12 protein-coding genes are annotated in these 14029 nt (G+C 59.5%); 3 read left to right on the top strand and 9 right to left on the bottom strand.

Features of this window, described 5'->3' with window-relative positions; translation table 11 throughout:
- Positions 1 to 47: 47 nt before the first annotated feature.
- On the bottom strand, positions 48 to 785 hold the full coding sequence (locus FXO11_RS16170; RefSeq protein WP_148863991.1) for a 16S rRNA (uracil(1498)-N(3))-methyltransferase: 738 nt from the start codon (positions 783 to 785) through the stop codon (positions 48 to 50).
- Positions 786 to 803: 18 nt separating this feature from the next.
- Entirely contained in the window at positions 804 to 2153 is a 1350-nt protein-coding gene (locus FXO11_RS16165; RefSeq protein ID WP_148863990.1) for an adenosylmethionine--8-amino-7-oxononanoate transaminase, read from the bottom strand.
- Between the two features lie 217 nt (positions 2154 to 2370).
- Between FXO11_RS16165 and FXO11_RS16160 the strand changes: the two genes are divergently transcribed.
- Complete coding sequence (locus tag FXO11_RS16160; RefSeq protein WP_148863989.1) at positions 2371 to 2859, top strand: DUF2505 domain-containing protein; 489 nt, start codon at positions 2371 to 2373, stop codon at positions 2857 to 2859.
- 69 nt (positions 2860 to 2928) lie between these two features.
- Here FXO11_RS16160 and FXO11_RS16155 read toward each other — a convergent pair whose 3' ends face one another.
- The 7 genes from FXO11_RS16155 to FXO11_RS16125 all read right to left on the bottom strand — a co-directional run bounded on the left by FXO11_RS16155 (position 2929) and on the right by FXO11_RS16125 (position 10481).
- Complete coding sequence (locus FXO11_RS16155) at positions 2929 to 3675, bottom strand: amino acid ABC transporter ATP-binding protein (RefSeq protein WP_148863988.1); 747 nt, start codon at positions 3673 to 3675, stop codon at positions 2929 to 2931.
- A 12-nt stretch (positions 3676 to 3687) separates the two neighbouring features.
- The gene (locus FXO11_RS16150) at positions 3688 to 4359 is read right to left on the bottom strand and encodes an amino acid ABC transporter permease (RefSeq protein WP_148863987.1); all 672 of its coding nucleotides are present in this window, start codon (positions 4357 to 4359) and stop codon (positions 3688 to 3690) included.
- Positions 4360 to 4432: 73 nt separating this feature from the next.
- Positions 4433 to 5191: a transporter substrate-binding domain-containing protein gene (locus FXO11_RS16145; protein ID WP_148863986.1), complete on the bottom strand. Its 759-nt coding sequence runs from the start codon at positions 5189 to 5191 to the stop codon at positions 4433 to 4435.
- A gap of 386 nt (positions 5192 to 5577) precedes the next feature.
- Positions 5578 to 6447, bottom strand: a complete 870-nt coding sequence (metF, locus tag FXO11_RS16140) for a methylenetetrahydrofolate reductase [NAD(P)H] (RefSeq protein ID WP_148863985.1) — start codon at positions 6445 to 6447, stop codon at positions 5578 to 5580.
- 253 nt (positions 6448 to 6700) lie between these two features.
- Positions 6701 to 8095, bottom strand: coding sequence for an adenosylhomocysteinase (gene ahcY / locus FXO11_RS16135; RefSeq protein WP_148863984.1), 1395 nt, complete (start codon positions 8093 to 8095; stop codon positions 6701 to 6703).
- A gap of 104 nt (positions 8096 to 8199) precedes the next feature.
- Entirely contained in the window at positions 8200 to 9390 is a 1191-nt protein-coding gene (gene metK / locus FXO11_RS16130) for a methionine adenosyltransferase (protein ID WP_148863983.1), read from the bottom strand.
- A gap of 53 nt (positions 9391 to 9443) precedes the next feature.
- Positions 9444 to 10481 carry an ArsR/SmtB family transcription factor gene (locus FXO11_RS16125; RefSeq protein ID WP_148863982.1) on the bottom strand — a complete coding sequence of 346 codons (1038 nt, stop codon included), beginning with the start codon at positions 10479 to 10481 and terminating at the stop codon, positions 9444 to 9446.
- 360 nt (positions 10482 to 10841) lie between these two features.
- On the opposite strand from FXO11_RS16125, the gene tkt reads away from it, so the two are divergent.
- Together tkt and gap are read left to right on the top strand one after the other, a co-directional pair.
- Positions 10842 to 12842: a transketolase gene (gene tkt, locus FXO11_RS16120; RefSeq protein WP_148863981.1), complete on the top strand. Its 2001-nt coding sequence runs from the start codon at positions 10842 to 10844 to the stop codon at positions 12840 to 12842.
- A 60-nt stretch (positions 12843 to 12902) separates the two neighbouring features.
- Positions 12903 to 13928 (top strand): type I glyceraldehyde-3-phosphate dehydrogenase, encoded by a 1026-nt coding sequence (gene gap / locus FXO11_RS16115; protein ID WP_148863980.1) that lies wholly within the window; start codon positions 12903 to 12905, stop codon positions 13926 to 13928.
- Positions 13929 to 14029 lie beyond the last annotated feature (101 nt).

The following is a 14029-nucleotide window of genomic DNA, read 5'->3' as shown; positions in this document are numbered from 1 at the left end:
CTCTCTGGAACGGTTATCGTTATAGGGATGTCTGTCGGAAACTGATTTTATCCAGCCTGGCCGTCGCCCCAAAGCCAATGGCAAACGGCCAGGGCGGCGACTGGCGCCGTTTCGGTTCGGAGCACGCGAGGCCCCAGCGCGGCGGGCAGGAAACCCACCTCTTCGGCGGCCTGGATTTCTTCGTCACTCAGCCCGCCTTCCGGTCCGACCAGTAATGCCAGTGTCTCAGGCTTGGCCAGTCCGGCCAGCGACTGCGCGGTGCGATGATGCAGCACTAGTCTAAGGTCTGTGGCCTCGGTCGCTGCGAACCAGTCGGCAAGTGTGGACACGGGTTCGATAGCCGGCACACGCGCCCGCCCGCATTGCTCGGCGGCACTGATCGCCACCTGCTGCCAGTGGCGCAGGCGCTTGTCTTCACGATCGCCCTTGAGTTTCACCTCGCAACGCTCGCTGACCAGTGGTGTGATGCGGTCAACGCCCATTTCCACACTCTTCTGAATCGCATAATCCATGCGATCCCCCCGGGACACCACCTGACCCAGATGGACTTGCAAGGGCGATTCGCTGACGTTGGCAACCGGTTTGCCGAGGCGCACCTGCACGCGCTTCTTGCTGACGTCGGTCAGGGTTGCAGGATAGTCGTGGCCGTCGCCATTGAACAGTTCAATTTGCTGCCCGGTTTGCATACGCAACACCCGGCCCACGTGGTTGGCGGCCTGGTCTTCGAGGTCGACTTCGCTGCCGGCGGCCAGGGCCACCGGAGAGTAGATTCGGGGGATGCGCATTGGGGAACCTCTGATTCCTTAGTCCCTGACCGCGATTTCGATACCTTCGGTAGCCACCTGGGCCAGATGCTTGATCTGCTCCTCGGTGATCACGTACGGCGGCATGAAGTAGACCACGTTGCCGAGCGGACGCAGCAGGGCCTGGCGCGTCAGCGAGTGGCGGTAGACCTTGATGCCGCGGCGCTCTTGCCAAGGAAACGGTGTTTTGCTGGCTTTGTTTTTAACCATTTCGATGGCCAGGGTCATGCCATGCTGGCGAATATCGCCCACATGCGGGTGATCTGAAAGGTGGGCGACGGACTCGCTCATGCATTGGGCCAGGCGCTTGTTGTTCTCGATGACGTTGTCGTCGCGGAAGATATCCAGTGTCGCCAGGGCTACGGCACAGCCAATCGGGTTGCCGGTGTAGCTGTGGGAATGCAGGAAGGCGCGCATGGTTTCGTAGTCGTCGTAGAAGGCGTCGTAAACCGTATCGGTGGTGAGCACGACGGACAGGGGCAGGTAACCGGCGGTCAGGCCCTTGGACAGGCACATGAAGTCGGGCGTAATGCCTGCCTGCTCACAGGCGAACATTGTCCCGGTGCGGCCAAAGCCGACGGCGATTTCGTCGGCGATCAGATGTACGCCGTATTTGTCGCAGGCTTCGCGCAGTTTCTTGTGGTAGATCGCGTGATGCATGCGCATGTTACCGGCGCACTGGATCAGCGGTTCGACCACCACGGCGCAGATTTCGTCGTGGCGCTCAGCAAGAATCTTCTCCATCCCCTCGAACTGGCGCAACGCGTAATCTTCCCAGCTTTCGCCCGCTTCGCGGTTGAACGCATCCGGCGACGGCGCGGTGATCACCTGCATCAGCAGCGGCTCGTAGGTGTCCTTATAGAGGGAGACGTCGCCCAGCGCGAGGGCGCCGAGGGTTTCACCGTGATAGCTGTTGCCCAGGTTGACGAAGTTCTTCTTGGCCGGTTGGCCCTGGTTGCGCCAGTAGTGATAGCTCATCTTGAGGGCGGCTTCGATGGCCGACGACCCGTTGTCCGCATAGAAGCACTTGTTGAGGCCGTCCGGGGTGACGTCGATCAGCCGCTCGGACAAGTTGACCACCGGCTCGTGGCTGAAGCCGGCGAGGATGACGTGCTCAAGCTGCTCGGTCTGCTCGCGGATCGCGGCATTGATGCGCGGATTGGCGTGGCCGAACAGGTTCACCCACCAGGAACTGACCGCGTCGATATAGCGATTTTGTTCGAAATCTTCCAGCCACACCCCTTCGCCACGCTTGATAGGAATCAGCGGCAGGGATTCGTGATCTTTCATCTGGGTGCAAGGGTGCCAGACAGATTTAAGGTCGCGTTTGACCAGGTCAGCATTGCGCATGAATGTCTCCTCTTGGGCCGCAAGGGTTCAGGCGGCGCCGGTTTTATTGTGCGGCGGTCGGGGCGGCTCTTTGGATCGCAATGATACTGGTCCCGGTGCCTCCTGTACCAGTCACCGGCCCCTGACTTTTTTGCCTTGCCGCCGAGGAGACGCGGCCAATGCGCCGAGCCGTTGAGTTGGCGGATCATGGCGGGCATAACAAGACAGGAGACACGGCATGAAGTTTGATGTTGTCCACCCGTACGATGTCAGCCTGGACAAGCTATTGGCTACCTTTTTCGACAGGCAGCATATCTATGCCAAGAACGACCGGCTTGGACATCGCAATGTCCAGGTCCTGGAACTCACGCGCGACGACGCCGCCGGAAAGTTGGTGGTAGAGCGGGAAATGACGACCTCGGTCAAGGTGCCTGCCACGCTCACCAGCTTTCACCGGCCGTGGAATTCAGTGCGTCAGGAAGAGCATTGGTTCCGTAAGGACGATTCGGAATGGCACTGCGAGTTCCGGGTGCGGATCGACGGTGTGCCGGCGAAGATAAAGGGCAACATGCAGCTGAAGTCTGCCGGGACTGCCTGTACCAATCGTGTGTCGCTCGACGTGCGTTGCGATATTCCGCTATTGGGCAAGAAGATTGCTCAGTTTTTGGTCGATGACTCGCGGTACAAGATGGAACAGGAATACGACGCGACGCGTGGGTTGCTTTGACGCCCCGGTAACCTTCCGGAAAATGAAAGGGGAGCCCGTTTGGCTCCCCTTTTCGTCCCCAACCAACCGTCAGTGCTTCAAAACCCGAGACAGGAAAGACTGGGTCCGTTCGTTCTGCGGGTTGTCGAACACATCCGCCGGCTTGCCCTCCTCGACAATCTGGCCACCGTGAATGTAGATCACCCGGTCCGCCACTTCCCGGGCGAAGCCCATTTCGTGGGTGACCACCATCATGGTCATGCCTTCCTTTGCCAGTTCCCGCATGACGTCGAGCACTTCGCCGATCATCTCCGGGTCCAGGGCCGAGGTGGGTTCGTCGAACAGCATCAAGCGCGGCTCCATGGCCAACGCCCGGGCGATAGCCACCCGCTGCTGCTGGCCGCCGGAGAGCTGGGATGGATACTTCTCGGCCTGATTGGCGATGCCCACCCGCTCCAGTAGCTTCATGGCAATGTCGGTAGCCTGTGATTTGTCGGCGCTTTTCACCTTTCGCGGCGCCAGCATGATGTTCTCCTTCACCGTGAGGTGGGGGAACAGATTGAACTGCTGGAACACCATGCCCACTTCTTTGCGGATTTCCGTCAGGGCTTTTTGGTTGCCACCCTTGGGCGCCAGTGTCTGACTGTCGACGCTCAGTTCGCCGGATTCATATTCCTCCAGGCCGTTCACGCAGCGGATGAGCGTGGATTTTCCCGAGCCACTGGCCCCAATCACGACCACGACTTCGCCAGAGTCCACGGAGAGGTCGATGTCCTTGAGGACGTGGTGCTCGCCGAAATACTTGTTCAGGCGCTGCATGCGCACGATCTTGTCCATTATCAGCCTCCGTCAGGTCGATGCCAGTCCGCGCCGTTCCATCAGACGCAGCAGGAAAGACAGGGTCAGGGTGATGGCGAGATACATGATGGCCACCATGAAGTAGACCTCAAACGCCGTGAAGGTGGTGGCGATGTAAATTTGGCCCTGACGGACCAGTTCGCCCACGCCGATGACGGAGAACAGCGAGGTGTCCTTGATGCTGACGATGGCCTGGTTGCCGAGCGGCGGGATCATGCGGCGTAGCGCCTGGGGCCAGATGACGGACTTGAAGGTCTGGGAGCGTGACAGCCCCAGGGACAAGCCGGCCTCGGTCTGGCCTTTGTCGATGGACTGCACACCGCCGCGCACGACCTCGGAGATATAGGCGCCGGAGTTGAGGGCGATGGCCGCGATACCTGCGGTCAAAGCGTCGATCGGTCCGCCCACGAGATCGGGCAGGCCATAGAAAATGAACAGGACCTGGACCAGGATCGGGGTGCCGCGAAAGATCTCGATGTAGGCCGTCGCAGGCCAGCGCAGCAGGCGGTTACGGTTGATGCTCAGCAGCCCCATGACGATACCGATCAAGAAACCGATGAACAGGCCGCCGAACGAGATCAACAGGGTGTAGGGAATACCTTTAAGCAGGTAGGGCACGGACTCGATCGCCGCGCCCCAGTCAAACTGAAAGCCGGATTCCACGTGTCAGTTCTCCAATTGGAAGGGATCGATGACGCAGGTCTCCAACGGAGAGCCTGCATCATCGAACAAGGATTTACTGGTCTTCCGGCATCTTGCCGAACCACTTCTCGTAGATGTCCTTATAGGTGCCATCTTCTTTCATGGAAGCCAGGGCCTTGTTGACGTCTTCCAGCTGCTCGCTGCCACTCTTCAGGGCAATGCCGTACTGCTGGCCTTCGTACAGTGGGCCTACGGTTTCTACGCGGCCTTCACCCTTGGTGCGGGCAAAGTAGCCGACGTTCGGGGCGTCGTAGAATACGGCGTCGACGCTGCCGGACATCAGGGCCATGTACATGTCAGCGCTGCCAGGGTAGGGCGTCACGCCTTCATTTTCGTCGAGGTTCTTGGTGAGGTAGTCGTAGCTGGTAGAGCCGATCTTGGTGCCGATTTTCTTGCCCTCGAGGTCATCGAACTCCTTGATCTCCTCGTTGTCGGCGCGGACCATCAGGCGCAGACCGGAGTCATAATACGGATCGGAGAAGTCGACGATTTTCTCGCGCTCTTCGGTGATGGTAATGCCGGCGAGGGCGATATCGACGTTGCCGGTCTGCAGGGCCGGGATAATACCGTTGAAGTCCATGGTATTGAGGTCGTAGTCGAAGCCGGCGCGCTTGGCGACTTCGGCGAGGATGTCCATATCGAATCCGACCATTTCGCCCGATTCCTGGTCCATCATTTCAAACGGAACAAAGCTGGGGTCGGTGACGGCCCGCAGGGTCTCTGCGCTGGCCATAGTGGAGCCCACGGTAAGGGCGAGCGTTGCACTTACGGTCTTCAGCCATTTGCTGCTCATATAACCTCCTGGTTTCTTTTTTTAGTCGTCCGATTTCTGCTTGTGGCAGTTTTGCTTGTGACTGTTCGTCGATAGCACAGGCACTACGGTTGCAGTTTTTCGTAATGCCATAACCGAACTAGTTTAGACCATGGCGTTAAATAGGGCCGGAAGTCAATTTTGACGACTTGGCTAGAGGTCTAATTGACCTCGCTGGAAGGAGTTTTAAAACAGTAGGTATGACAACGATTTAGAATTTTAGCTCGAGTCCGAGGCGGCAGGGACTTGTCGCTTACACCATTTTGGATGGCCGTCCGTGGCCAGCCAAAACGGACAGGGGGCGTCCATGCCCCCTTTTTCAGCGACAAGTCCCTACCGCCTCGGTTTGGCCAAAACGGTTTGTGGGCTCAGAACGCAATCTTGTCCCGATTGGCCAAGCCCAGGTTGTTCCAGATGTTGAGGCTGGCGTTGGCCTGGTTGAGGGTGTAAAAGTGCAGGCCCGGCGCGCCGGCGGCAAGCAGCTTCTCGCACATGGTGGTGATCATTTCCTCGCCGAATTTGCGGATGCTGTCGCTGTCGTCGCCGTAGGCATCGAGTTGCTTGCGGATCCAGCGGGGGATTTCGGCGCCGCACATGTCGGAGAAACGCACCAGGCTGGAATAGTTCACGATGGGCATGATGCCCGGAACCACCGGAATGGTGATGCCCATGGTCTCCAGCCGGTCGATGAAGTAGAAATAGCTGTCGGCGTTGAAGAAGTACTGGGTGATGGCGCTGTTGGCGCCGGCTTCGATCTTGCGGGCGAAATTCTCCAGGTCATCCTCGGCGGTGCGCGCCTGGGGGTGAAATTCCGGATAGGCCGCCACTTCGATGTTGAAGGTATCGCCGGAGTGCTCACGGATGAAGCTCACCAGTTCATTGGCATAGCGTAGCTCGCCGGCCGCGCCCATCCCGGAGGGCAGGTCGCCGCGCAGGGCAACGATGCGGTTGATGCCGTTTTCCTTATACAGGTCCAGCAGCTCGGCGATGCTCTCGCGGGTGCCGCCGACACAGGAAAGGTGCGGGGCGGTCGAGATCCCCTGCTGATGCAGGCTCAATACCGTGTCGATGGTGCGGTCGCGGGTTGAGCCACCGGCACCGAAGGTGACCGAGAAAAAGTCCGGGTTCACAGCGGCGAGCTTGTCGCGCACGCCCTGCAGTTTTTCCTTGCCCTGGTCGGTCTTGGGCGGGAAAAACTCGAAGCTGAAACGACGCTTGAATTGTTTCTGGGTTTCCATGGTCTGGCTCTGTTGCTATCGGCGCCCGTGTATACGAGCACCGCGCGTCATAAATCGGGCGGCTGGTCTTCCCGCCCCGCTGGTTTGTAGCGCTATCAACATAAGCACGGAAGCACAGTAGGTTGGGTTGACGAAGGAAGCCCAACATCGTAACCGGAGGTCGGAATGTTGGGCTTCGCAAGCTCAGCCCAACCTACCATTCCCCGCAGCTTGCAGGGGGAATGTGTGTGCCGAGGTTGAAAGCATCGGGTTATCAGTATTTGTAGCTGTCCGGCTTGTAAGGGCCTTCGACCGCAACGCCGATGTACTTGGCCTGATCCGGGGTCAGCGTCGTGATGGTGCCACCGAAGCCTTCGACCATCGCCCGGGCGACTTCCTCGTCCAGGTGCTTGGGCAGGACGTGAACGTAAATGCCCTTTTCCCGAGCTTCGACAGGCAGATCGGCAAAGCGACGCTCGAACAGATGCATCTGTGCCAGCACCTGGTTGGCGAAAGAGCCGTCCATGATCCGCGATGGGTGACCGGTGGCGTTGCCCAGGTTCACCAGACGGCCCTCGGACAATAGAAGCAGGTAGTCGCCGGCAGCCTTGTCACGATGGATCAGGTGCACCTGCGGTTTGACCTCTTCCCATTCCCAATGCTTGCGCATGTAGGCGGTGTCGATTTCGTTGTCGAAGTGGCCAATGTTGCAGACCACCGCGCCGGCCTTCAGGGCCTTGAGCATGTTGGAATCGCACACATTGACGTTGCCGGTGGTCGTGACCAGCAGGTCGGTGTTGCCCAGCAGCTCGGCATTGACGCCGGCTTCGGTCCCGGTGTTAACGCCGTCGACGAACGGAGAGACGACTTCGTAACCGTCCATGCAGGCTTGCATCGCGCAGATCGGGTCGGCTTCGGTGACCTTCACGATCATGCCTTCCTGACGCAGGGAGGCGGCGGAGCCTTTGCCCACATCGCCGTAACCGATGACCAGCGCTTTCTTGCCGGACATCAGGTGGTCGGTGGCGCGTTTGATGGCGTCGTTGAGGCTGTGACGGCAACCGTACTTGTTGTCGTTCTTGGACTTGGTGATGGAGTCGTTGACGTTGATTGCCGGCACCTTGAGAGTGCCTTCACGCATCATTTCCTGCAGACGATGGACCCCGGTGGTGGTTTCTTCGGTGATGCCGTGGCACTTGTTGAGGATCTCCGGAAACGTGTCGTGAAGCAGCGCGGTCAGGTCGCCGCCGTCGTCCAGCACCATGTTCGGCTCCCAGCCTTCCACGTCGGCGCCGACGGTGCGCTCCAGGCACCATTCGTACTCTTCCTCGGTTTCACCCTTCCAGGCGAACACCGGGATGCCCTTGGCCGCAATGGCCGCCGCGGCATGATCCTGGGTGGAGAAGATGTTGCACGATGACCAACGCACGTCGGCGCCCAGCTCGATCAGGGTTTCGATCAGCACGGCGGTCTGGATGGTCATGTGGATACAGCCCATGATCTGCGCGCCTTTTAGCGGCTGCTCACCCTTGTACTTGTTGCGCAGGGCCATCAGTGCCGGCATTTCGCTCTCGGCGATCATGATTTCCTTGCGCCCCCAATCTGCCAAGGAGATATCGCGAACCTTGAAGTCTTCGTTGGTGTTCAGTTGTTCAGCCGGTGTGCTCATGTTCTGTGCTCCTGGATCTGTTGGTCGCCGCCGCGGAATGGCGGAGACGTAAAAATTCTGTGTTTATGCTCCCCTCGCCCCTGGCGGGAGAGGGGCTTTAGCCGTTAAGCCCCTGCTGCATCCTTAAGCGCAGCCGCCTTGTCGGTCTTCTCCCACGGGAACGCGGTGAAAGACTCGTTGCCAACGGTCATCTCGAACGGTTCGCGGCCAAAGTGGCCGTAGGCTGCGGTGGCGCGGTACATCGGGTGCAGCAGGTCGAGCATTCGGGTGATGGCGTAGGGACGCAGATCGAAGTTCTTGCGCACCAGGGCGATGATTTTATCGTCGGCGATCTTGCCGGTACCGAACGTGTTGATGGAGATGGAGGTGGGCTCGGCCACGCCAATGGCGTAGGACACCTGGATCTCGCACTTGTCCGCCAGGCCGGCGGCCACGATGTTCTTGGCCACGTAGCGACCGGCGTACGCGGCGGAACGATCCACCTTGGACGGGTCCTTGCCGGAGAAGGCGCCGCCACCGTGACGGGCCATGCCGCCGTAGGTGTCGACGATGATCTTACGGCCCGTCAGGCCGCAGTCGCCCACCGGGCCGCCGATGACGAATTTGCCGGTCGGGTTGATGTGGAACTTGGTGTCTTTGGTCAGCAGTTCCTCGGGGATCACGTGCTTGACGATCAGCTCCATCACCGCTTCTTTCAGGTCTTCCTGGCTGACGCTGGGGTCGTGCTGGGTGGACAGTACAACTGCATCGATACCACTCACGCGGCCGTTTTCGTAGCGGCAGGTCACCTGGCTCTTGGCATCCGGGCGCAGCCACGGCAGCAAGCCGTTCTTGCGTGCTTCGGCCTGGCGCTCCACCAGACGGTGGGCATAGCAGATCGGTGCTGGCATCAGCACGTCCGTTTCGTTGCTGGCATAACCGAACATCAGGCCCTGGTCACCGGCGCCCTGGTCTTCCGGCTTCGTCCGGTCTACACCCTGGGCGATGTCCACGGACTGCTTGCCGATGATGTTGATGATGCCGCAGGTATCGCCATCGAAACCCACGTCGGAGGAGGTATAGCCGATGTCCTTGATCACCGAGCGCACCAGATCTTCCAGGTCGACCCACGCCGAGGTGGTGACTTCGCCGCCGATGATGGCCACGCCGGTCTTGACCAGGGTTTCGCAGGCCACGCGGGCATTGGGGTCTTCAGTCAGGATGGCGTCGAGGACGGCATCGGAGATCTGATCGGCCAGTTTGTCCGGATGGCCTTCGGAAACAGACTCGGACGTGAAGATGTTGTAGTCAGACATGTATCGGAATTCCTTATGTGTTCCGGCGACGGATGTGGCGATGTCGCGCCCGGTTAATGGTTCAGCGTTGGCTGTGGGTGTGTTTGGGGGTTCTTTTGAGCGTTAAATGGCTTCCAGAACTCCCGTACCTGAATCTGGAAGCCATTACGTAAACCAATAAAAAGCGTCTCACCGGTGGCGAGGCCCGCATCCTGGGCCCAGGCTGACAATTCTTCCGGCTCGAAGCCGAGCCAGAGGTCGCCGCAGTTGGCCTTGACCCAATTCTGGTCGTGGCTGCAAAGGTCGCTGATCACCAGCACACCGCCGTCTTTCAACAGAGCGGCTGCATCCACAAAAATATCCGCCGGGCTGGGCACGTGGTGCATCACCATGTTGGCCACGATCAGATCGAACGTGTCGCCCCGGCTCAGCAAGGTATCCGTCTCGCCCGCTATCAGTTCGATATTGCTTAGACCCTCGTCTTCGCAGCGGCTTTTCGCTCGGCGCAGCATGTCGTCGGAGTTGTCTACCGCAACCACTCGGTGGGCCAGTTGCGACAGCGCCGGCAGAAAGCCGCCTTCACCGGGTCCGACTTCCAGCACGTGGTCGAAGTGGCCGTCGACACGAGAACGAATCAGCTGGGCCACGGGGTCGGCATAGCGCTCGAACTCGGCAATCAGTTCCTGGTGCTCGCGAAATTCGTCCACGTAGCGGGCGAAGAACGCCTTGGACTGTTCTGACCGCTGGTGGCGAATCGCATCGATGGCCGCCGCCCGGTGCGGTTGTAACGGCGCCTGATCGATGGTCGCAAACAACTGCTGAAGCGCCTGGCTTTCCAGCGAGTCTTCCGCCGGTTGTAACGGGCGGCGATAAAAGATGGCATTGCCTTCCCGCTGCGGCTCCAACAGCCCGGCCTTGCTCAGCACTTTCAGGTGGTGGCTCATGCCCGACTGGCGCATCTCGAAAATCTGGCTCAACTCCAGCACGCCGAACGTATCCCGCTGCAGAACGCGCAGGATTTCCAGCCGCAACGGATCGCCGCTCGCCTTATAGACGGCGGCCAAGGAGTCCAGTGCGCTGGAGGGGGTCGGAACTTCGGCTAGGTTGTTCATAAAGGCGAAGTGTAGGGAGCTGAAGTATGACGGTCAATAACAATATCAAAAAACTTTGATATAGGTTTGCATGGCTTTGCTCGCGACGGCTTCTTGCTATCCCACTCGTTATTAAAGGGTGCTGAATTTCCAGCGGGTGTTTGCCAAAGGCACTGAAGTCAAAGGGCTTATTCTTCACGCAGCTTCTCGCGAGGCTTGCCAGCTACGGAATTTCCGGTACCGGCAGCTATACGCATTTGCTCACAGCCTCCCTAATCGGCGAAAATATGCGCCTTCTCGATTCCTGGCTGTGTTGGCGAACCGGTCGCGTGGTTCGTTTGCGCTTTATTTCAAGCCGTTGTACATCTCTGGAGATTACTGATGCCGTCCCGTAAAGACCTTGCCAATGCCATTCGCGCGCTCAGCATGGATGCGGTCCAAAAGGCTAATTCCGGCCATCCCGGCGCACCGATGGGTATGGCGGACATCGCCGAAGTGCTCTGGAACGATTATCTGAGCCACAATCCGGCGGATACGACGTGGCCCAACCGGGATCGATTCATCCTGTCCAACGGCCACGGCTCCATGCTGCAGTACTCCCTGCTGCACCTGAGCGGCTATGACGTTTCCCTCGACGACATCAAGAATTTCCGTCAGCTCCATAGCAAGACGCCGGGTCACCCGGAGTATGGTTATACGCCGGGTGTTGAGACCACCACCGGACCGCTGGGCCAGGGCATCGCCAACGCCGTGGGCTTCGCTATCGCCGAGAAGGCCCTGGGCGCGCAATTCAACCGTGACGGCCACAATATCGTCGACCATTACACCTATGCCTTCCTGGGCGACGGCTGCCTCATGGAAGGTATCTCCCATGAGGTCTGTTCCCTGGCCGGCACCCTGGGTCTGGGCAAGCTGATCTTTTTCTACGACGACAACGGCATCTCCATCGACGGGGAGGTGGACGGCTGGTTCACCGACGATACGCCCAAACGATTCGAATCCTACGGCTGGCACGTGGTCGCCGATGTTGACGGCCATAATGACGAAGAAATCCGTCGTGCCATCGACGCAGGCCGGGCCAACACTGACCAGCCCACGCTGATCTGCTGCAAGACCATCATCGGTTTCGGCGCGCCTAACAAGCAGGGCACCGAGAGCTGCCACGGTTCCGCGCTGGGTGAGGCTGAAATTATTGCCGCCCGAGAGAACCTGGGTTGGAACTACGGCGATTTCGAAGTGCCGGACGAGATCTACAACGCCTGGGACGCCCGGGAGAAAGGTGCGGCGGCGCAGAAGAGTTGGAACGAAGCCTTCGCGGCCTACAAGAGCGCGCACCCTGAATTGGCCGCTGAGTTCGAGCGTCGCATGAAGGGCGATCTGCCGGTGGACTTCTCGGAAAAGGCCGACGCCTACATCCGCGAATGCCAGGAAAAAGGCGAAACCGTGGCCAGCCGCAAGGCGTCCCAGAACACCCTGAACGCCTACGGGCCGATGCTGCCGGAACTGCTTGGCGGTTCTGCCGACCTGGCCGGTTCGAACCTGACTATCTGGGATGGCAGCAAGGGTGTTAACAAGGATGACGCCAGCGGCAACTACATCTATTACGGTGTGCGTGAATTCGGCATGGCGGCCATCATGAACGGGATCGCTCTGCACGGCGGCTTTACGCCCTATGGCGCCACCTTCCTGATCTTCATGGAATATTGCCGCAATGCGGTGCGTATGTCGGCATTGATGAAGCTGCGCTCGATCTTCGTCTTTACCCACGACTCCATCGGTTTGGGCGAAGATGGCCCCACTCACCAGCCTATCGAGCAGCTCACCGCGCTACGCACCACACCGAACATGCACGTGTGGCGGCCCGCCGATGCGGTGGAATCCGCCATCGCCTGGAAGAGCGCGCTGGAGCGTGCCGACGGCCCCAGCGCTTTGGTCTTTTCCCGGCAGGGTCTACCGCACCAGGATCGCACCGACGATCAACTCAAGGATGCGGCCAAGGGCGGCTACATTTTGTCCGATGACGAGGGCCAGCCCGAGCTGATCCTGATCGCTACCGGATCTGAAGTGAGTCTGGCCCAAGAGGCCGCGAGTGCGCTGCGCGAGCAGGGCCGTAGCATTCGCGTGGTCTCCATGCCGTCTGCGGAAGTGTTCGAGGCCCAGAGCGCCAAGTACAAACAGCAGGTATTACCGCTGGATGTGACCAATCGCATCGCCATCGAGGCTGGTTTCGAGGATTACTGGTACAAGTATGTGGGCCTCGACGGTCGCATCATCGGCATGAGTAGCTTTGGCGAATCCGCCCCGGCGGGGGATTTGTTCAAGCTCTTTGGCTTTACGGTCGACAACGTGGTTTCTACCGCTCAGGAACTGCTCGACAATTAAGTCTAATACGGTCGCCGGTTCGGCGGCCGTTCTTTTTACTGCGGGAGATAGCTCCACGTCATGGCACATCGTCTGGCAATCAATGGCTATGGCCGTATCGGCCAGTGCGTGTTGCGTGCGCTCTATGAAAATGGCTACCGGGACGCGCTGCAGGTTGTGGCAATCAATGAATTGTCAGGCCTGGAAACCATTGCTCATCTAACCCGGTACGACTCCACCCATGGCCGTTTCCGCGGCGATGTGGACACCACCATGAGCGGCATGGTGGTCAACGGCGACGAGATCCAGGTGTTACGGGCGAGCCAGCCGGGGGAGCTGCCCTGGTCGGATCTTCAAGTGGATCTGGTGCTGGAGTGTACCGGCGCCTTCAGTGACCGCGATACCGCTCAGGAGCATCTGCGTGCCGGAGCCGGACGGGTGCTGTTTTCCCAGCCCGCCGAGCCGGATGTGGACCGCACCGTCGTGTTCGGAATCAACGAGGGCGACTTGGCTGCGGAGGATCGCATCGTGTCCAACGCGTCCTGCACGACCAATTGTGTGGTGCCGGTGATTCAGGAGCTGGATCGGGCGTTCGGCGTGGAGCAGGGGGCCATTACCACCATCCATGCGGCCATGAACGATCAGCCGGTGATCGACGCCTATCACCATCACGATCTGCGCCGCACCCGCAGCGCGCTGCACAACATCGTGCCCGTGGACACCGGCCTGGCGCGGGGTATCGAGCGGCTGCTACCCAACATGAAGGATCGCTTCAGTGCGGTGGCCATGCGCGTGCCCACGCTGAATGTTTCCGCCATTGATATGACCGTTAATGTATCTACCGCCACGGATGTTGCAACGGTCAATCGCATTATTCGTGAATGCTCCAAAGGTGCCCTCAAGGGCATCGTCGGCTACACCGACGAGCCGCTGGCCAGTGCCGATTTCAACCACGACCCCCATTCGGTCATCGTGGATGGCGGCCAGACCCGGGTCAGCGGGGGCCGGATGGTAAAAGTGCTGTGCTGGTTTGATAACGAATGGGGCTTCGCCAACCGTATGCTCGACGTCAGTCGCAGTTGGCTGTCCCGCTTTGCTGATGCCTAACGGGCGTCGATACTCACTGGCCATCGATTTTTACTATCTGACGATTTTTACTGAATAACAATTTTCACTAGCGATCGATTTTCACTGATCCTGATAACGAC

The organism is Marinobacter fonticola (assembly GCF_008122265.1).
GTDB lineage: Bacteria > Pseudomonadota > Gammaproteobacteria > Pseudomonadales > Oleiphilaceae > Marinobacter_A > Marinobacter_A fonticola.
The sequence above is the reverse complement of the archived record's forward strand: the minus strand, read 5'-3'. Positions and strand labels throughout refer to the sequence as shown.